Consider the following 19,808-nt stretch of genomic DNA (forward strand, 5'->3'; position numbering starts at 1 on the left):
CCGCGGCACGCGGTTCGGATCGGCCCTCGCCCGATCAGTCGTGGAAGAGCGGCAGCGTTCCATGCTCTTGCGGTCCGGCCTGCTCCGGGAGCATCCGGGTCTTCAACTGGGCATTCTGGGCGACATCCCCCAAGGCGAAACGCAGCGCGACGCGCCATCCCTTCTCCGCATCCTGTGGGCCGCCGGTCGCGACCGCGGTCATCCCGAACAACCACCAGCGTTCCTCGGGGCGCAGTGCGAGCCAGTTGCGCACCGCCACCCGGATCTTCTCGGGATCCAGACGCTCGACCGCCCAGGCCAGAATGCACAGCTCCTTGCCGAGCAGCCGGTCGACCGGGGTCTCGCCGACCTTCCAGGTTCCGCCGGCGAGGTTGTGCTCCGCGAGCCGGGCATTGAAGGCGCGCTGCACCTCGGCACGGATCGCGCTCCAGCGCGCACGCTCCAGGAGCACACGGTCGATGACCTGCTCGCGCGCACTCTCCGAGCCCATACCGAGGTGCTCGCGAATCAGGATCGGCGCGGTATTGCCGCGGGGAATCGCGACCACGAAATGATGCGGGTCGGAGGTCGCCGGCACACCGAAGCCGCGGGTGGGATGGGCGTAGGCGGCGCGCTTGGCGGGTGCCTTCGGTGGGCTCGACACGGTCTTGGGGAGGCCGGCGTTCATCCGTCGGCATCCTGAACCACATCGCCGGCGGCAAGCGCGATCCCGGCGATCTCGGAGAACTCCTTGAGTGCGTAGCCGTCGCCGAAGCGGATGCCGCCCTTGATCAGCACCTGCACGGCGGCTTGCGGATCGCAGAGCGCGGCGCGAATGCCGTTGATGGCGGCCTCGATCGCGGCGGCGGTCAGCTCGCGATCGTTGAAGCGGATCTGAGCCGCGGTCTCGCCCTCGCCGATGAGGATCTGTACCCCGCGCAGCAGGGTCTCGGGGCGATCCTTGAAGCGCTGAATGACCGCGAAGGCCTTGTCGGTGGTGTCGATGGAGATCTTCGGCTTCACCAGGTGGGCCGCTTTGGTGTCGTCGATGATGACCCGGTCGTCGCCGTTGGCCGGGACCTGGATCTTGGCGCTCTTCTCGACCTCGTCGGCCTTGGCCGCAACCAGGATGGTGCAGCCCTTGGCGGGGACGGCGAACGGCTCGGCGTAACGGGTGCCCTCTTTGGGATTGGTGCCGTCGAGGGTATAGCGCATCTCGGCCGGGGGAGCGCAACGCAGCTCGACCTTGCGGGTATCGGCGAGCGCATGGATCTCGTGGCGGATGACCAGGTCGGCGGTCCAGCGGGTCGGCTCCCCGATGCAATATTTGCCGGTGCTGTCGACCGCCAAAAAGTAGAGGGTCGCCGCGGTGGTGCGGTAGTCCTCGAGATCCTGCACCTGCTCGTCCTGCTCGGACACGGCGGCGGTTTTGGCGACATGGACGCGCGGACTGTCGCCGGCATTGCGCGGGGTCAGCACCAGAGTGGTCTCGCCGGTCTCGCGAAGGGTTCCGGTGGGCGTGACGTTGACCGAGGTGTGCTCGGGCGGGAAAGGTCCCTTCTCGATGTGACCCTCGGGGGTTTGGCGCCAACGCCCCTGTTTGAGTGCCTCGTCGCGCAGGACCTCCAGGCCGCGTGCACCCGGCATCCAGGGCCAGGTCGGATCGGTCTTGGCACGCATGACCAGATCGCGCCAGGGCACGCGCCGGTCTTTCCCCGGCCAGAGATAGGTCTCGGCCATCGCCCAGTAGCTGAGCAGGTCCTCGGCCATGTCGAGCGCGAGCTTGTTGTCGCAGCGCCCGCTCGCCAGCAGCTTCTCGATCTGGGCCTCGGCGGCATGCTCGCCGGTGCCGAAGCTCAGCCCGTTGTCGATGGTCGCCATCACCAGCTCGCCGTCGCCACCCGGATAGAACAACCGGTTGTAGGCGCCGGAGACGGCCTTGGTGAAGCGCTCGGCGAGCTCTTCGTACTTGTCGCGTGCCTCCTCGAACAGGGTGTCGCCCGGTTTGAGGTTGGCATGGATGCGCTCGACTGCGTAGAGCTCGCGCAGGCGTGCCTCGACCTCGTTGGCGAGATGGCTGTCGTGGCCCGACAGGATGAGGACGTTGTTCTTCTCCTGCTGGAATTCATAGAAGGCCCGGATCGCTTCCGGCGGGGTGCGCCCGTCCGGTTGCACGACGAGCAGGATGCGCGCACCCGAGAGCCTCACGTCGTCGAGCCGCGGCATGATCTGCACGTCCTGGTAGGCCGCGCGGGTCTTACTCTGGGCCTGAAACAGCCCCTCCAGGCGGTTGATCAGCGCCTGCTCGAGCTTCGGCAGCGGGATCTGTTTGGCGTCGCGCTCGATGCGTCGACCGAGGTTCTCGGTTTCCTTGAAATAGAAGGCTTCGCCCTCGCGATGCAGGTACCAGGCTCGATCGCGCAGGCGCTCCAGGCCGGCCATGAACTCGTCGGCCTTGCGATTGGGTGCGGCCAGGTACTCGATGATCTCGGCTTGGGTGAGGCCGGTGTGGGCGCCCACCGCGCGTGAAAGCGAGGCCGAGAGCAGCAGCTTGGCGACCTGTCCGGCCGCATCGCTGCCCAGGTCCCCGTCGATCTCCTCGGCGCGCGCATTGCCGTGGTCGGCAATGTCGTTGACCACCGCGGGCAGCAGTGCCGAGTTGACGCGCTGGATCTCGTCGCGCACCTGGGTGTCGTTGAGATCCAGGTGTTGGGTGCCGATGAGGAAGACATCGTTGGCTTTGCGGTTCCACACGCTGCGCAGCAGCCGGGCGGTGAACTGCATCAGCCCGCGGGTCTGGCGAAAGCCTTCGTTCTCCTTGAACAGGGCCACCAGGTTCTTGAACGAGGGATGGAAGGGATAGGTCTCGCGGACCTCCTCGGCGACCTCTTCCATCGCGCGGGCGGTGATGTAACCGCCGTCCTCGGCGGCCTTGACCTGCTCGGCGAAGGCCTCCGCGACGGCTTCGACCAACGACGCGTCGGGAAGCTCGGTGAAGAGGCGCTTCTTGAGGATCGCGTAGATCTCGTTGCCGGCCAGCTGGACCGGTGTGATGGTCTGGGCCTGACGGCGAGTCTCTTGCTGCAGGTTGGACATGACCCGCGCGAGATCGCGGCTCTGCACATCGTAGCTGCCCGAGAGGTTGGCGATGACGACGCAGCAGCGTGGCCGTTTGATGGCGGCGCTCAGCAGATTGCCGAGGCTGTAGGTCACCAGATCGGCGAGCGAACCTTTGCCGACGGCGCGGGTGTCGGCGTTGAGCAGATACGGCGGCAGCTCGTCGAGCAGGATCAGCGTCGGCTCGTCGCCGAGGATCTGCAGCCACTTGGCCTCGTCGACCCCGCGGGGACCGTCGATCCAGTAGGGACGGATCAGGTCGTGCTGGCCCAACTGCTCGGCGATCTCGCCCCAGATGTAGTGCTCGGGATCGTTGCGGCCGTTGAAAGCGGCGATGCGGGCGGGACCGAAGTCCAGGCGCTCCGCGAACTCGGCGGGGAGCACAAGGGCTCGAAGCGCCGGGTATTTCGCCAGGAGTCCGATGGCGACCATCAGGTGCGTCTTGCCGCCGCCCATGGCCTGAGCCAGCTCGAAGGCGGCCTGATCGGACAGTCCGGCAAGGCGCAGCAGGCCTTCGCGGAACAGGGTGTCCATCCCCTGCGTGATGTGGTTGCGGGCGAAAAATTCGCTGCCGTCACCTTGATCATGAATGAGATCAGAGAGGTTCTCGATCGCTTCCGTCATCCGGTAGTCCTGGACCATCGGATGGATTTTGCAGGTGTCACGTACGGTTCCGAGCACGTCGATCCTCTTTTTTTGATTGCGTGCCGCATCATCCGATGCGGTCTTGTGATGCTACGTGTTCCGTCCCGGGGTGAATACAGGGCAGCTTCCCGGAACGCGCGCTTTCCGCGTCCCTATCCTCGGCCCGGAGGCCGATCCGCGACCTCCTCATCACGCATTGCCGACGCTCCTGGCGTGCGTCCGTCTGCTCGGAGCGGCAGCGGCGGACTCTCCATCGAGAAGGCGATATCCGCGCTGCCGTCGGCGTTTGCCGATCGTCTCGATCTGCTGTTGCCCGTCGTCGTAAGACGCAACACCTGTCGAGCGTATCCTCCCTCGGGGCGACCCCTGCCTGCCCCAAGCGGTGATCAGGGTCCAGGAGCCGAAGAGATCCTCGACCAGATGGGCTTCGTAATAGCGCGCCGTTGCATCATTCACCCAACGCATGCAGCCCTCCCCTTCCCCCTGGCAGAGAGCGGTACAGGGTGGCCGGCGCAACACCGAGGCGTGCGGCAACCGCCTCGACCGTGATGTCCGATGTCGCATTCAGAAGTGGGCTGCACCAAATTTCAGAAGCCGAGTGCAAACCCCAGTAGGGTTGGTTCGGAGCGCTAGGACCAGGGTTGCGACCCAGAGCTGACACTCACTGTGCCGCACCGTCTGGCAACACAACGACGGAAACCGGTCATCGCGGACGAAAGGCTGTCGAAGCGGGAACAACGCTCGCGGTTTTGTGGTTTGCCGGGATTCTCTGCAAATTGAAACATCCGGATCGCACTCGATCATGCTCCGGAGCCGTGGTGACGAAAGGGGCATACGCGGCGCCGTCAATCGCTTTCCTTTCCCCAGGGCCCGATCCCCTCAATGATTTTTCGTCCCAGGAACTGCTGGTCCAACTGCTTTTCCTGCTTGCCCATCACTGATTTCAACTTGCCCTCGTTCAAACGGAAATGCGCCAGCCGCCGTTGAGTGGTAGTGGCCGCGCGGTCCAGTACTCCTTCTTTGAAGGCCATCCACTTGTACGCCCGTCGGTCGGCGGTTTCCAAGAAAAGCACCCAGGCAGCATAGGCATCGACGTCGGACGCTTCATGCCAGTAGACGTTCCACCAGTGTCGAGCGCAGGCTTCCTTGTGCCGCCAGTGTGCTGTCTCCCTCTGCCGGGAGGTCCGGAGGTCCTCCGCTTGGCCCTCGGGCCAAGCCCCAGAAACGGGCAGGTCGTTGCCCGTGGTAAATCCGGCGAGTTTGCCGGCGCGCTGCTCGCGCCAGACGACGCCGGAAGCCAAATCGGTGGCGATAACCTGATCGAGCCACGCCCACGCTCCGTTCGTGCTTGCTGCGATGGCGAGTTCAAGCAACCCCTGGTCAGTGTTCGTCCGGGTCAGGCTGAGCAGTTCCTCGCGAAGCACTTCGGGTACGCTTGATGAACGGAAGAGCATGTTGATCGTCTCGTCGACCCGCGCCTTTCCCAGATAGCGGGTCACCAGAGCCTTGCGGAGACCATTCCATAAGGTCTTAGCTTGGTCGGTTGACCAAGACAAGAGCGCCTCGCAGAGTGCCAGGTAGACACCTTCAGCGAGCCACACACGGCGCTTGAAGTCGGCGGTAACACTTTCTGCGCCTTCCAGCCAACTCGTGATCGCTGCCGACTCATACTTGATGATCGGTACGAAGTCCGATGCATCGACGTTATGAAGGTAGAGGCTCGCGCCGGAAGTTCGGGCCGCATTGATGCGGCTCACGGCCGTGTCGACGGCCCGCTGACGGACTTCGTGCAGCTTCTCCGGGTCCATCGCTGCAAGTCGTAATGCGGCGAATGGATCATCTTCGCCCTCCGGCCGGATTGTGATTGAAAAACTGAACGGGTCGATCATGCGCTGTTCGCTGTTGACCGAAATGTCCGATCCGAGATCGGGGGCCTCCGCCACAGGAATACCCAGAATCGCACCGAAGAGCTCGGCCGCGAGATGCGCATCCGCCGCCGATCCGCCACGCACCACGACCGCCCTCAGCAGAAGCCACGGCGCGATCGATGAGATGCTCTGCTCGAAGGGGAGCCCGGACGTGCCGGCAATCAGCGCCAGAGAACCATAGTGATTGCACCACATATCCTCGTCGGGTTGCCATTTCCAGCCTGCATCCGAGAGCGCCCGGCCGAAGCGTTGGGGATCGGTCGCGTTGAGCATCTTGAACACGGCGCCCCGGTACTTGAACCCTTCGACCCTCGCGAGGGAGGCCAACCATTGCCAAGCCTCTTGGTTCAGGTCGGTCGCGGATTCAGAGAGCAACCGAACCAAGTCGGAGATCTGCTTCATTGTCCCGGCAGCATAGTACCGAATGAGCGAATCGGCCTCCTCGCTCGACAGGGGCTTAAGGACATTGGCGAGATCCTCGAGAAGGTCTTTGAGGTCCGTATCAATGATGGCAATGATTTGATCCGGTGCAGCCAGATCTTGAATCTCGAGAACCAGCAGTCGAGTGGCGGCGAGTAAGTCATTGTTCTCATCGTGCTCCAGGTGATTTACCCGAAGCACGCGCGCCGCCGCAGCGCACTCTTCGTTCACCAGCAGAAGCTGTTCGGGGGCATGTACCGCAGTTGCGTAGCGTTGCTCGGCCGGCCTCGACGCGAACCCTGCCATTTTCCTGCGCAGGAGATGGGCAAGCGCGTCCGGTGCGCATCGCGCAAGTACGGGTGCGAGAGCCCTGAATGCATGATTCTCGATGGTATACGACCGGCTATTGTCCAGCGCCGAAACGTCAAAGCCGGCCGCATGCTCCCGGATCTCCTTGCAGAAGTCGGCCGGCGGAAAGAAGTTCGGATCGGAAAAGAAGCGCTTGGTCCGGTCGATCCTCCGGTGCAATGCGATAGCCTTATCGCTCAGAACCTGTTCGGCGTGGCGTCGCTCCAGCATGAACCAGCTTTCCGCGGGGTTCGCCGCATAGTCACGCTCGTAAGACAAGACTTGGTCGAGTGGGGGGTTCAAGCGCGCCGCAGCCGCCTCGTCATCCTCATTCCCCGACAGCCACAATAGCAACGCAGCCATGCGGAGGGGTAGTTCGGGATGGATGCCGGCTTCGGGAGTCAGTGCGGCAATCTCGGCTGATCTCCTCCGCAGTACGCTTGCCGTCGCATTGAAGTCGACGTCATTAAGCAAGCACAGCCATTTGAGAGCTTCCCAGTTATCTTCGCGTCCACGGATCGCCATAGCTAGCGCGGCAGCCTCGAAGACGGGCACTGCCATCGCCAGCGGGAACCCTTCAAGCAAGGATGGTATTGTCGCGGCTGCGGCGTCAGAGTGGCGCTCGACAAACACTAAACGTGCTCTTAATACAGTACGCTCCCCATCTGCATCGGACCCGATTCGCGTCAGAAGACGGGTCGCGCGCGCCCTTTCCGAATCGACGTGCCTTCCATTCGGCGGGTCTACATCCCTCGACACGACGCGTAGCCAGCGGATCGCACGATCCACAATCTTGGTTAGGGTGTTCATGTCGGCGCGAGGGATCGAGCGTAGTGCGTTCACTGCCCATAGCCTAGCGGACGTGCGCGTTCCGTCGCCAGTCCGCCCGATCGTATCAAGCAGGGCGTCGCAGAGCGGTGCTGCGATGTGGACAAGCTCACTGCGGTGCTCGTCGGGGATGTTCTGCGAATGTAGCCATTCAAAGACAAAGCTGGAAATTATCGCAGACGGCGGCTCGGCATCCCGTTCGAGCAGGATCGAGACCGCCGCCCTAAGAATCTCGGCCTTTTCGTCCAAGCCCTGGATGGGATCGAGCCATTCCACAAGACGTCGCTCGACGGCAGCATGATCGTGAGCCCTCACGTCGTCGATATCGGTGAGCAGGGCAGCAGCCAGCGCGTGCGTCACGAGCGTGGGAGTGAACTCGATGCGCGGCGCAGTTCTGCTTGTCGCAAACTGCGCATCGACGATGTCGCTTAGACGTCGAAACGTGTCTGTAGGCGTCAGATCAGCGCGGCCGACTGTTTCGCCGAGTTCACGCAGATTGTAATTCCGCGTACCATCTAAATATCGCCGCGCTACCTCCTGCAGCCAGTCGTGCCATGCCTCCTCGCTGAATGATTTGCCCGCGCGAACTCCCAGCGTGTCACGTCCGTATTCCCATAAAAGCCGATGCACAGTCACTTGGCCGGCATCCACCAGACGATCGCGAAAGCGGACCACCAGATTGAACAGACGCGGTGTCCGTGCCAGAGGGACGAGATCTTCATGCAGATCGTCTCTGCTCAAGCCTTCCGCCTTAAGGCGCTGGTCGAGTTCCCCATCGTCGTAGGGATCGACGGCGATGACCTCGGGCGCTGTGATCAGGCCACGTAGCGACGACAACTTGTCCGTGAAGTGCAGGTGACGGGTCGTCAGGATGAGTCGGACTCGACCCGAGAATACCGTGCCTTGAAAAATCCGAATGAGATCATGCCAGGGCACAAGCGGCTCCTGGTTCATGCCATCGAACAGGAAGGTAAGAACAGGCCCCTCGTCGAGGGGCCGTTGCAAGAGTCGATCGAAGCGCATCTGCCAATGCCTGGAGTCCCGCGCTTCGGTCAGCTCGTATAAGCGCTCACCGACAAAACGTTTGACGGCGGGAAGTGAGACACTCGCAATCTCAGCAACTGCACTGGATGGAACCACCAGGACGATAGGCATCTCTGCCTGCCGATCGGTCAGCCAATCCAGTGCCGCCCAAGTCTTGCCGACCCCTTCCCAACCGACCACCGCAGACGGTGCATCGATCATCTCTCGACCGCTCCACCATGCGGAAAGGGCGGCGAAGGGCCGTTGCCGCCGGATGGTCCCGGGATGGTGGCCGCCGGCCGCGTCCTGACCGAGCGCCGCCATCGAGGTCCTTGGCGTGGTCCAGACTGTGGTCAGCCGTTCGAGCGACAAGGCGCGCAGGCGTTCAAAGCCGAGATTCCAGCTCTCGAGATCGCGTCTCAGCGATGAGAGGGCGTCCTCCCCCTCCGACGCCAAGCTTTGGGCGAGGTCTCCTGCCTCCTTGGAAACCATCGTCTTGATAACATGGGGAGCGGAGGTGCAGAGCGCAGCGAGAGCTGGAAACCCGTCCGATTTCCAGTCGATGACTGCGATGGGAAGACCGAGTGCGTCACTTTTCCATAGCAGATCCTGCTCAAGTTGTTCCGGTACTGATCGGGTGGCTGTGAGAAACCATGCCTCAATAGCGGGATCACTCTTCACGGCGTGGTCGATTTCGCCGAGTAACTCGCGGTCGCTGAGGCTGGTTGTGTCGGCGTAACGTTTGGTCTCGATACGGAATCGCCGTCCTTGACGACCGCTTGGTCCTGCGTCCCCTCCATGTTGGAAGCCAGACTTGGCAACGGCGATCGTCAGTCCCAGTAGTTCGCTGAGCAACGCCGCCGTCAGTTTCTCAAACGCCCCGGATGTTAGATCCTCCTGCAGGATTGCTTTCAGCCTGCTGAGGCGGTTCTCAGTCGTTTTGGATAGCAAATGGGGGTCATGTCGTAGTCGAAGGTGTTCGCTTCGCATCAAAGGTGCGCCAATAACATTAGAATACCCGGAACCATCTCCCGAAAATTCCGTAAGAAATGGATTCTATGAACCTCTCGACGATCATTGAGGATCCAGCATCGAGCGATAATCGATGATTCGAAATTCTGAGAAAATTTCTGTGGAAAGTACACGTAACTAATGAAAGCGGCGGCTGCCGGCTGAGCAGGCCACTGCGGACGCCGACCTACGAAGCGCTAGCGTCTGCAACTGGCCGATTGGAGTCACGGCCGGGCCGCCATTGCCGGCTGCCCCCCAGACAGGAGCTTCTTCCCGTCGGGCCGTAGCTCCCCCTGAGGAGAGACATGCCGGTAGAGTGTCTGCCTGGTGACGCCCAGCTCATCGCAGAGTCGTCCGACCTGCGTCTCCGGCTGCCCCATTGCGGCCATCGCCAGCCGCAGCTTTGCCGCCGTCATTTTGAAGGGCCGCCCGCCTTTGCGTCCGCGTGCCCGGGCCGAGGCGAGCCCGGCCAAGGTGCGCTCGGAGATCAGCTCGCGCTCGAATTCGGCGAGCGCCGCAAAGATCCCGAAGACGAGCTTACCGGCCGGTGTAGTGGTGTCGATAGCCGCGCCCTGGCCGGTGAGCACCTTGAGCCCCACGCCGCGGGCCGTGAGGTCATGGACCGTGTTGACCAAGTGGCGCAGATCCCGTCCCAGACGGTCGAGTTTCCACAGCACCAGGGTGTCGCCCTCGCGCAGCGCCTTCAGACAGGCGGCCAACCCCGGGCGGTCGTCGCGCCGCCCCGAAGCACGGTCTTCGTAGAGGCTCCCCGGAGCGACCCCGGCGGCGATTAGAGCATCGTTCTGAAGGTCCAGGACTTGCGAGCCGTCGGCCTTGGAGACGCGCGTGTACCCGAGCAGCATATCTTTCCCCTGTCACCTAAACGTTCGAATAAGTGACAGTTTCGGCGAGCGCTGGTGGGTGCACAAAATCCGTCACTTAACCCGTCGTTTATTGTACGGCACGCAAAGGGATGGGTCGGGCGTTGGTGTGACAGGCGCTCGGCGGGAATCCCGACATCAAGGAGCAGCTTTCGGGCTGAAGGATTGAAGCGTCCGAAGACGATGTGGAATAACCCTCGGGCAGCGTCGATCGCGGATCGCCTCTTCGGCGCTATCCGATAGCCCACGCCACGGCGACACCGGTCACCTCAGATCATCCGTCAGCGTGTCGGAGGGAGACTAGCCCTCGCCACTCTGTCCGGCGCCGCCATACTCAGCAACCCGAGCCCCCTCTCGGCTTTGCCGTGTCCCCGCCGAGTCCGAGCACGAAAGCGGGTCTCGGCGTCCGACTCCGCGACCATCAGGGCCGCCATATCGTCGAAGAGCCGGTCGATACTGGTGCCGCGCAAGCGCGCGATCTCGTCCAGACGACGGTAGGTCTCGTCGGGCAAGACGACTGTCACTGATGTCACGTCTGCAACTCCTTCAGAAAGTCCTCTCCTTGCGCTTCTCGAGCTCGGAGACCAGCAAGGCCATTCGTTCGTTGACTCCGGCAACGGTCTCGCCGGTCTTGGGGTCGGTGGAACTTTCGCCTCGGGGTCCAACAGAAAGAGCAGCGTCGTTGCATCGAAGACAACGATCAATGCGCCTCGTCCGGTCCATGGCGGAGACGTTGCAGCTCGGCATAGGGATCATCCATGGCTTTCCAGCCGTTGCCGGGGAGGCCGCGCAGACGCGCGACAACGGCAGGTAACGGCATATCGTCCAGAACCTCGAAATCAGCGATATTGAAGCGCCTGAGAATCCAGACCCCTTCGGCATCACGTTCCCATCGTCCGGTGCCGCGCACTCGCAGCGTGGCCGTGAACAGATAGGGAGCGAGGCGGCAAGCCAGATCACGAGTAGCGTTGCAGATATGCGTAACGCCACCCTCCTGAAGATGCACGGGTACGGTATCGTCCTTGCCACCGATCTTGATGAGCATACCGTCCAGGCTACCCGCCTGGCTAAAGGCCCCGAAAGTCAGGGGCCCGACCTTCTCGCAACCCGGAAAGAAGATGATCTCCGCACCGTCCTCGCGGTAGAGGCGACCCACGGCGTTGTCCTCGGCCAATCGGCGATCCAGGGCTTTGAAGGCGCGCAAAGCATCCTCCGCCCCCTCGCCCTTGGCCACGTTCAAGGTGCCGATACGGGCACGAACCTTGGGAACCGACTCCTTGTCGATCCTTTGCACAAGCATCGTGCTTCCTGTTTCCAGGCGCGCGAAGTGCACATGTTCTTTCTCGCCGAGTAGTACGGCGAGATCGAGCATGTATTCGGCCAACCGTGCCATCGGAATCGTGTCCGGCGTGTAGGCATCGATCTTGAGTTTGTATTCCATTTTATGTTCCACGGCCTCTCCCCCCCGGACACTTAACCAGTCTTACACGTTTTTCCTATGATTTTCCTGTGATTTTTTTAGTTCCATGAAGATCCCGGCTCCGGTGCAATCCCTCCGGGAGGATCAGGACAACCCGCCGCGGCCTCGAGGGCGTTCGGAATGGCGTCCTTCGCCCTACTCCTCGGTCCTGATCCCCGTGAGCTCGGCCCGGTCCCCCATGATCCGGTGCAGCGTCTTCGCCGCGTCCGCGATTTCCGCAAGCCGCGCCGAGGGCAGCTCGATCGGCAGGGCCTCCGGCACCCGGATGAAGGAACTGAGCACATCCTCCCGCACGAAGGCGCTGCCCTCGACCGGATCGAACTCCCGTTTCACCGCCTGACGGACTGCCTCCTCGGTCCGGCCCTCGATGTCGGCGTTCTTCGCCCCCTCGACATCGCCCGCAAAGCGGCCGACACCGGCCGGCACCGCTACGAACAGCGGGCCGTGCGTACGTGGATGCGATCCGAGAGGTTCTCGATCGCTTCCGTCATCTGGTAGTTGTAGCGACCTGCAAACATCGGGCGCCCAGCCTGCAGACATGGCAAATTTCAGCCCAGATTAACTGCCAATATCCGGGGGCTCATGCCCACATTCGTTGCCGATAAGCCCACGCTCTTTGCCAACAGCCTGCAAACATCCGAACCAGCCCGGATTATCTGCAAACGGCCGACCGAGAAGATGGGATTCGATACTGAGCCGACCTTCTACGAGAAAGCCATCCTGTCCGATCTTCAGGGTGCGTGGCAGTACCTCCGTGAAGAAGTCGCCGAGCACCCGGGCTTCGAGGGCCGGGAGCGCGCTCTGTTCCACATCGACGATGCCATGAGCTGGGAATCCGTCCGCAACCTCGCACAGGTGCAGCGAAGCCTGATACTTGTTCGTAACCTCCTTCATCAGGGCGATGTCCCCGACGCCGTTGCCGAATGCTTGGGCGCCGTGAGCGAACTCAGTGGGTGAGACGCTTGAAGCCCTCGCGAAGGGTGAAATCGGTTGACCGGGTCTCCAGCCCACGATCAACGTTCGCCCGACCGAGATCCGCCCCTTTCTCCATGGCTATCTGGCTCCCGGTCGGACCCGGGAGCTGCATGCGCAGCTGCAGGCCTGCCGGTGTGACGACACCGCAGATCCGGGGGGGCGGAAGCATTGGCAAACAATCTGAGTCCACCTGGATGTTTGCAGGCTGTTGGCAAAGAGCGTGGGCTTATCGGCAACTAATGTAGGCTCGGATGCCCCGATATTGGCAGTGAATCTGGGCCAAAATCGGCGATGTTTGCAGGCCGAGCGCCGGATGTTTGCAGGTTGCTACATCTACACGAGCCTCGTCGCCGGAGCCTCAAATCGCCACCGTGGCCTCTTTGATGCTCAGTTTCGGGGGGACAAGGATGAGTCGAAGGCAAGGATCCAGGAAGCGAGGTCGTCCCGGTCGGCATAGAACCAGGCGACCGGAACATTGAGCACATGGGCGATGGCCGTCAACGTCGAATAGTCCGGGATGTGCGCGCCACGTTCGTATCGGTTGATCCGCGTACTGGCGGTGCCGGGATCGATGCCGGCAGCGATTCCCAATCGTCGTTGGGACAGCCCTGCACCCAGCCTGGCTTCTTTGAGCCGGCGGGCTACCGGACAGTTGGGACTCTCGTGCGCGCCCACGCTCGAACCTCATGTTCAAATGGGCCAAGAGAATCTTTACAAATGGGTTGCCCCGGATACTACGAATATCGTAGCATTCAGGGCATGAGAGCCGAAGCCAAGCCGCCGCGCGAGCCCGCCGACCTGTTGCCGCACGAACAGAAGGAGGCGCTATCCCGGTACTACGCCGGGGACAAGATCAAGGACATCATGGCGGAGTTCGGGATCGCCGGAACGGCCGCCTCGTTCCTCGCGCGTTATCCACCCCAGCCCGATCATCAACGCCTGTGCCCGCACTGCCGGGTGCCGTTGTGTGCGCGTCCGGCGACACGGCTCGGCAGGCGGAAGGTCGCTCAGTGTCCGAACTGCGGCCACAATGATTCGGGGAATTGCCGATGCGATACCTGCAGGGCAGGGAAGAAACGTGGTGCCACCCCAAGCTATTTGTCGCCAACGGTGGTTGCTCGCGAGCAGTCGTTGCGCCGCGCTTGGGAGGATTCTCTCAACCGCTGCCCAAAGCCAAAGGAGCTTAACCTCCGTCAAGCACTATATCTCGCGGCGTCCATCGCGGGGCTCGATGACACCGGAACTAAGATTCAGGCGCCGCTGAACATCGGAACCACGATCGCACCAACCATCCGGTATGCAACGGAGATGCTTCTGGCGCTCTACCGCAGCGATCTCGTCGCGCCTGATCCCGACCAGCTGCTTGATGTTCCGGAGACAGACGTCCTCAGCTATATCGAGCAAAACCTGGTGGAAATCGAGTGGCGTCTTGCTCTCGGACGCACGGCCGATGAAAACTTCCGCTATCTAAAGCAGTTGAGCGACCTCATCGACCACCGGAATGACACGAATCCAAAGGAAGAGATCGTGGCTGTGTGGCGCGAGGTCGCCCTCGCCGAGGCCGTGGCCGCCCTAACCTGGTGCCAGCGCCGCTTCGCGTTGAAGACGGAACCTCACCCCCGCCTGATCTCGGCACTAGATACTCTCTTGGAACACCTCTCGCTCGGCGTAACCACGGCGCAGACCTACTACAGCGCACGCGCCCTGGCGGGAGAGATCCACGGACGCTCAGGTGGTTTCGCCCCGGAACATGCGCGACTTCGAACGAAAATGTTGAACAAGCTTGAGAGCATACGCAATGGTGAGTTCGGTGATCCCAGCGCTTTTGAGCGGCTGAGAGAACTGCCGCCCTCCCAAATCGCCGAACTACTTTGCCTACCGCAGTGGGGGATCGGGGCCGAGGCATATTGGCATAATGTTCCGACGATAGACGCGCTTGGATAGCGCTGCAGGATCTGTTAGCCCAAGTTTAACACCCCATCCAAAGTGCCCTTGTCTTTCATTGGATTACGACAAACGAAGTGGGCGAGTAGCACTACAAACATGCCATTCTTCGGGATGAGGGATCAGGCAATCATTTTGTGCACGCCTCCCAGGCAATGGGAGCCATGTCATGCGTCGCGACTTGCCTGATACCCGAATGCGACCCTGTATCCAGTCGATGTCACTCAAGCGCAAGCCGGCGACATCGCCGGCGCGTAAGCCCAGACGGGCAAGCAGGAGCACGATTGCGTGATCGCGGGCCCCCAGCGGGGTACTCGGGTCGCATGCGTCGATGATCCGCTCCACCTCCGCGAGTTCAAGGTTCAGCGTGTCGGCTTTGCTGTGGCTCCAACCCTGCGTCTGCGAGAGGACAAAGGCGCGCAATTGCTCGGCCGTGTAGAGGCGCGGCTTAGTGCCGATGGCTGTCAGCAACCGGTCGACGACCCGAGCGTAGCCGTCAAGTGTGCTCTGGCATACCCCCCGGTGCTGGAGCATCCAACTGCAAAACCGGATCTCCAGCTCCTGCCGTGGGCGGCCGGCCGGAGGCATCGTCGGGATGATGCCGGTGTGCTGAAGAAACACCAAGAAGCGCCGGGCCCCGCAATAGGCGTTGCCCCGCTCATGAGTTCGCGCGCCTGGGTGCTCAGCGGCGGACAGATGCTCCCGATACCCGGCCAAGCACGCATGGTCCGGTCCGGGTAAGGCTGCCCCTGCGGAGACGTCAGCCCACCACGTCATGAACCGATCGGCAGCCCCGATATAGCTGCGGATCGTCATGTCGGTGTATTGGTGGGCTGCAAGCGCTTCCCCGGCGAAGCCGCTCCTGCGCACTGGGATCGACGACGTAGTCGTTGAGCATGACGTACTCCAAATTGTTAGCCCAAGTTTAACACCCCATCCAAAGCGCCCTTGTCTTTCATTGGCTTACGCCAAACGAAGTGGGCGAGTGGCACTACAAACATGCCATTCTTCGGGATGAGGGATCAGACAATCATTTTGTGCACACCTCCCGGGACGGGGTCGCTGCCGAGGGCTCGGATGATGGCCAGCTGCGCCGGTTCGGGCTGGGTGGCCTTGCGCACATGCAGGGCACGCCCGTCGGGACGGCGGAAGGTGGCGGTGACCCGGCATTGACCGGCGAGGATCGCGCGCAGGCTGGACCACCGGTCGGTGATGCCGTGCGCCTGTAGGCGCCGCCGGATGATCTGGACGAACTGGTAGGCGAGCACGGTGATGAACAGGTGTCCCTCGGCGCGCTCCGCCGTCTGATGGTAGACCGGGCGCAGACCCAGCTCCGATTTTAAGGAGCGGAACACCGCCTCCAGGTCGGTGAGCATGACGTAGGTCCGCCACAGCTGCTCCGAATCCCACGTCAGCTCGTTGGTGCGCAGGCAATAGACCCCGGGGTGCGTGACCAAGGTGCCGTCGACCGGCCGGCGCTCCCAGCGGATGGCTTGGGCGTTGACCCCGCCGGCATCCGGCTCGACGGTGATGTTGTAGTGCTGCCCGACGCCGTGACTCTTCTCCTTCAACCGCCCGATGCGCTCCCACAGCTTGGTGATGCGCTTGGTGGTGCGCGGGCGGGCCAGTCCCTCGTGCAGGGCCTGCAGGGCCGCCTCGAAGCGCGTGCAAAACCGCTCGGCGATGCCTTCTTCCTTGTGGGCCCGGCGCTCGGAATAGCAGTAGAGGCGAACCTCCTCGCCCGCGGCGTCGAGGACACGCTGCACGGCGACGGGATCCCCGCCGGCGGTCTGGATCGAGATCGCCGCGTCCGCATCGAATTGGCGCTGCCGCTCCCGGCTCACCACCAGATAGCGATACCCCTGCGCGCGCAGCCACACCACGTTCTCCTCGGTGGCGATGCCGCGATCCATCACCACCAGAGCGCCGGCGGGGGCGCCCAACCCGGCGAGCATGCCCTCCAAGGTCGTGCCCTCGACCACGTTGCCGTCGAAGACCTCGGAGCGGCGCACAAAGCCGCTGCTGTCGAGCACCAATCCCAGGGTCACCAGCGGGCAGTCGCTGCGTTTCTCCTTGGAATGGCCGTGCTTGGCTCGGGGATTACCCGCCGCCTCGCCTTCGAAAAAGGTGTTGGTCAGATCGTAGAGCGTAACCGTCCAATCCAGCCCGAAGAATTCACTGACCCGGGCGAACAGCGTCTTCTCGATGGTGGCGCGGTGGCGCAGCAGGGCATCGGAAGCGCGGTAGAAGCGCATCAGGTTCATGGCCTCGAAGTCGACGTCCAGCAGTTCGCCCAACCCGCTGGTCTCGACCAACCAGCGCCGGGTGGCCCGCTCGGAGCCCGGCGCGGCCATGCGGGCGATGATCGCCCCGAGGATCGCCGTGCGATCGGGCGCGTTCAGGCCCAAGGTCTCGAGCAGGGTGGCAAACTCCAGCTGCGCCATCGCCCACAGCCCCACCGACTCCACCCCGACCGAGCGCGGACGGCTGAAAATCAGCGAGTCCACCTCGATGGTGTCGAGTTCGGGCGGTGCCGCCGGAGTCGGCGATGCGTCCGGTGTCGGCGCTTCGGGTGTCGGCGACGGCGCGGGGGTCGTGACCGGCTGCCGCGCCAGCAGTTGGGCGCCCAGGCGTTGCGCCGTGCGCTCCAATTCCGCCGAGATCTCGACCTTCAGCAGCACGCCCTGCCCGCCGAGCAACTCCTCCAGGCGCACGCACAGCGTCGGCCACTCGGGGGGCGGCACCGCGAAATGGCGCCCGAGGTTCAGCAGCGTGATCTGCCGGACCTTGCCGCCGACCCGCGTGGAGCACACCAGCCGGTGGGTGTGATAGCGCTCGCCGGTGGCGCTGTTGCGGGTGTGGGTGCGACGGATGTACATGCCCGTACGCTAGCCCATGCGCTGCCGGGTGCCTAGGGCCAGGCCGAAATAATATGGCACTACTTTTCAGATTTTGGCGACCGTGTACATATAAATTAATGGCATAGATCGCCTGCGGGCACGAAATCGGCCCCGACCGTGTTAAAGATGGGCTAGGGGTGGAGTAGTCATGTTATGTGCTGCGATAGACGCGCCGCCCTAGCGAAATCCCCAGGGTATTCAAGTACCCTGTCCGACCACATGAAATCCGACTGCGCATAATGCGGTACTGCGCATACGCCACAGCGCCGAGACATGTTCGACCTCGAAGCTGCGCACCTCGCGCTGTTCCAGGCGATCGCGCGCGGCCAGCGCGCCGGCGGTATCGCGCTTGGGGGTGGCGCGACGCACCATCCCGTGGGCCTTCAAGTAGCGCCGTACGCTCGGATAGGACGGCACCGGGGTGACGGTGCCGGCGAGGGTCGCGACCAGGTTGTCGCGATGCAGCTGGGCGGTCCAGCAGGCCGGGATGATCGCGGTACTGTGCCTGCAGGGCCTCGCGTGCGGCGGGCAGCACACTTGGGAAGGCCCCGCGGTAGGCGCGCACGCGATTGCGCAGCACCGCCACCGGATCGGGGGCGGCGCGGGCGGCGTAATACCAGCGCTCGAGGGTCGACACACCGAACCGAACATCCAGGCCGGTGACGGGATGGCGCCAGGTCTTGGCTGCCAAGGCGGCGAGTGCCGCCTGCAGGTCGCCGTCCGGCGGCGGGGCGGCGGGGCGGCGAGCAAGGGTCCGATGATCGCAAAGCGCACGCGGGCCCACCGCTCGCGTTGCGGAACCTCGATGGGAATCGGCATCCGGGTCTCCCGGCGACGGTGCCGGGGGGTTCCGGCACCGTCGCGATCAGCCTAGCAGGGGACCCGGATGCCTTCGAGTTGCATCCTCTGCGTGGCGTCAGCCGCCCTCGTGCAGCCTGCACGAACGACTCGTCAAGGGACTCAAAAAGCGCAGCACCCCCGCCAGGGCGGCCGCGGCATCGCCGAGGAAGCGCTCGAGCAGACTCCCCGGCGCCTGCTGCAGATCCACCGGCGGGACAAAGCGGCCCTGCGCACCGCACCAGAGCGGGGTCTGCGCCAACTGCTCCCGTCACCAGGTCTGCCAGCGTCGCAGGGTGCGGATCGGGACCGCCAACGTCGCGGCCAAGGCGTGCGCTTTGGGGTGTTGCCCCGGTATGACGCAGGCAGGCCACCACGACGATCACGCCCAGATAGACCCGCCGGCCCAAGAACCGCACCGAGCGCGGCGTCAGGCGTCGCCGACACTGCGCACAGCAAAAGCTGCGACGCGTGGCGAACGCCTCGCGCCATGGCTCCGGACAGCCGTGGGGGTTACGGGGGTAGTCGGCCTGATGCAGCGTGCCGCCGCAGGCGGGGCAACCGCCCTCTCGGGTGGCCTCGGCGAGGTCCTCGTCGCTGTGCAGCAGCAAGGCGAAAAGCGTGGGGCTTTCAAGTAAGGCGTGGCACACTGATGGAGTCTCTTTGTCTTCGCAAACAAGAGACTCTCCCGACGGGGGCCGTTTTTCAAGCACCCCGAGGGAGGCCCTCCGCTCTCCCTCATGAAAGATGACGATTTAAGGGGAAGAAACCATCAGGGAAGGTGGCCGTACTCAACACTCGGTGACGAAACCCTGCTGCCAGGGTTGCAGCGACAGGCCTCGCGGTACCGCGGGGACTCGATCAGCGCCGCCGGGGTGAGGGTCTCCTCGGTCGTGATCTCGCCGAGCTCGTCCTCGAAGCGTCGCCCGCGCCGGCGAACCTCCTGGCAGACCGCCTCGGGCAGCGGCCTCGCCGCGTTCCACAAGCGCTCGACTCGGCCTCGATCCAGGCCACGTCCTCGGGCGTATCGTCCTCCTGGAGGATCTCGTAGTGCTTCTGCCAGCCGTGTCGGGTCTCGTTCATCGAGCCGATGAAGCCGACCTTGCGCCCGTCGGCCTGCTCGATCACGCCGGCCTTGCCGTGCAGAAAGCCGCAGAGGCTGTCGGGTGCAACCAGGATCACTTGGCCGCGCCGGGCCAGAAAGGCATCGAGACTCCGATAACGCTCGCGGTTGAGCAGCGATTCGGCCTCGATCGAGCGCTCGTTCCAGCGTCCCGGCATGCGCGCCTCGCGCAGTTGCGCGACCCGCAGATCGACGTTGTAGACGATGCGCACGTCCGCCACCGACTCCAGCCATTCATGGGCGATCTCGAACAGCGAGCTGGTGAAGTAGCCGGCAATGCGCCGGTAACTGCGCACGCCTTGGAGTTGCTTGGCCAGAAAGCTCCGGTCGAGACGATGCGTGCGCGAGGAGCAGCGGTTGATCACGACA

General features: G+C 63.4%; 15 protein-coding genes and 1 pseudogene. 2 read left to right on the top strand and 14 right to left on the bottom strand.

Annotation, left to right across the window (positions count from 1 at the left end; all coding sequences use genetic code 11):
* Nucleotides 1-34 precede the first annotated feature (34 nt).
* From BDD21_RS27135 to BDD21_RS27170, 8 genes are all read right to left on the bottom strand, one after another.
* On the bottom strand, nucleotides 35-667 hold the full coding sequence (locus BDD21_RS27135) for an anti-phage-associated DUF3780 domain-containing protein (protein WP_120800306.1): 633 nt from the start codon (nucleotides 665-667) through the stop codon (nucleotides 35-37).
* Nucleotides 664-3,777, bottom strand: a complete 3,114-nt coding sequence (locus BDD21_RS27140) for an anti-phage-associated DUF499 domain-containing protein (protein WP_342769628.1) — start codon at nucleotides 3,775-3,777, stop codon at nucleotides 664-666. Before BDD21_RS27140 ends, BDD21_RS27135 begins: the two co-directional genes overlap by 4 nt.
* 153 nt (nucleotides 3,778-3,930) lie before the next feature.
* On the bottom strand, nucleotides 3,931-4,206 hold the full coding sequence (locus tag BDD21_RS27145) for a WGR domain-containing protein (RefSeq protein ID WP_120800308.1): 276 nt from the start codon (nucleotides 4,204-4,206) through the stop codon (nucleotides 3,931-3,933).
* A 380-nt stretch (nucleotides 4,207-4,586) separates the two neighbouring features.
* Nucleotides 4,587-9,239, bottom strand: coding sequence for a hypothetical protein (locus BDD21_RS27150; RefSeq protein ID WP_120800309.1), 4,653 nt, complete (start codon nucleotides 9,237-9,239; stop codon nucleotides 4,587-4,589).
* Between the two features lie 284 nt (nucleotides 9,240-9,523).
* The gene (locus BDD21_RS27155; protein ID WP_120800310.1) at nucleotides 9,524-10,162 is read right to left on the bottom strand and encodes a recombinase family protein; all 639 of its coding nucleotides are present in this window, start codon (nucleotides 10,160-10,162) and stop codon (nucleotides 9,524-9,526) included.
* 299 nt (nucleotides 10,163-10,461) lie between these two features.
* Complete coding sequence (locus tag BDD21_RS27160; RefSeq protein ID WP_120800343.1) at nucleotides 10,462-10,692, bottom strand: toxin-antitoxin system HicB family antitoxin; 231 nt, start codon at nucleotides 10,690-10,692, stop codon at nucleotides 10,462-10,464.
* A 188-nt stretch (nucleotides 10,693-10,880) separates the two neighbouring features.
* Nucleotides 10,881-11,621 carry a hypothetical protein gene (locus BDD21_RS27165; protein ID WP_120800311.1) on the bottom strand — a complete coding sequence of 247 codons (741 nt, stop codon included), beginning with the start codon at nucleotides 11,619-11,621 and terminating at the stop codon, nucleotides 10,881-10,883.
* A gap of 174 nt (nucleotides 11,622-11,795) precedes the next feature.
* Nucleotides 11,796-12,086: a hypothetical protein gene (locus BDD21_RS27170; RefSeq protein ID WP_120800312.1), complete on the bottom strand. Its 291-nt coding sequence runs from the start codon at nucleotides 12,084-12,086 to the stop codon at nucleotides 11,796-11,798.
* A gap of 252 nt (nucleotides 12,087-12,338) precedes the next feature.
* Here BDD21_RS27170 and BDD21_RS27175 point away from each other — a divergent pair, with 252 nt between their 5' ends.
* On the top strand, nucleotides 12,339-12,617 hold the full coding sequence (locus tag BDD21_RS27175; RefSeq protein WP_120800313.1) for a hypothetical protein: 279 nt from the start codon (nucleotides 12,339-12,341) through the stop codon (nucleotides 12,615-12,617).
* A gap of 405 nt (nucleotides 12,618-13,022) precedes the next feature.
* Here BDD21_RS27175 and BDD21_RS27185 read toward each other — a convergent pair whose 3' ends face one another.
* Nucleotides 13,023-13,310 carry a helix-turn-helix domain-containing protein gene (locus tag BDD21_RS27185; protein WP_120800315.1) on the bottom strand — a complete coding sequence of 96 codons (288 nt, stop codon included), beginning with the start codon at nucleotides 13,308-13,310 and terminating at the stop codon, nucleotides 13,023-13,025.
* An 84-nt stretch (nucleotides 13,311-13,394) separates the two neighbouring features.
* Here BDD21_RS27185 and BDD21_RS27190 point away from each other — a divergent pair, with 84 nt between their 5' ends.
* Nucleotides 13,395-14,579: a hypothetical protein gene (locus BDD21_RS27190; protein WP_120800316.1), complete on the top strand. Its 1,185-nt coding sequence runs from the start codon at nucleotides 13,395-13,397 to the stop codon at nucleotides 14,577-14,579.
* 63 nt (nucleotides 14,580-14,642) lie between these two features.
* Here the strand turns inward: BDD21_RS27190 and BDD21_RS27195 are convergent, their stop codons facing one another.
* From BDD21_RS27195 to BDD21_RS27215, 5 genes and pseudogenes are all read right to left on the bottom strand, one after another.
* Entirely contained in the window at nucleotides 14,643-15,395 is a 753-nt protein-coding gene (locus BDD21_RS27195) for a tyrosine-type recombinase/integrase (protein ID WP_147431255.1), read from the bottom strand.
* Nucleotides 15,396-15,601: 206 nt separating this feature from the next.
* Nucleotides 15,602-17,458: an IS1634 family transposase gene (locus BDD21_RS27200; RefSeq protein ID WP_120800318.1), complete on the bottom strand. Its 1,857-nt coding sequence runs from the start codon at nucleotides 17,456-17,458 to the stop codon at nucleotides 15,602-15,604.
* Nucleotides 17,459-17,731: 273 nt separating this feature from the next.
* A pseudogene (locus tag BDD21_RS27205) lies at nucleotides 17,732-18,298 on the bottom strand (transposase); the annotation flags it as partial.
* A 97-nt stretch (nucleotides 18,299-18,395) separates the two neighbouring features.
* A complete protein-coding gene (locus tag BDD21_RS28970) occupies nucleotides 18,396-18,578 on the bottom strand; it encodes a hypothetical protein (protein ID WP_245970046.1) in 183 nt (60 codons plus the stop codon).
* Nucleotides 18,579-19,177: 599 nt separating this feature from the next.
* Nucleotides 19,178-19,804, bottom strand: a complete 627-nt coding sequence (locus tag BDD21_RS27215; RefSeq protein ID WP_245970047.1) for a phospholipase D-like domain-containing protein — start codon at nucleotides 19,802-19,804, stop codon at nucleotides 19,178-19,180.
* Nucleotides 19,805-19,808: the final 4 nt, after the last annotated feature.

It is taken from the genome of Thiocapsa rosea (assembly GCF_003634315.1).
Taxonomy (GTDB): Bacteria; Pseudomonadota; Gammaproteobacteria; order Chromatiales; family Chromatiaceae; genus Thiocapsa; species Thiocapsa rosea.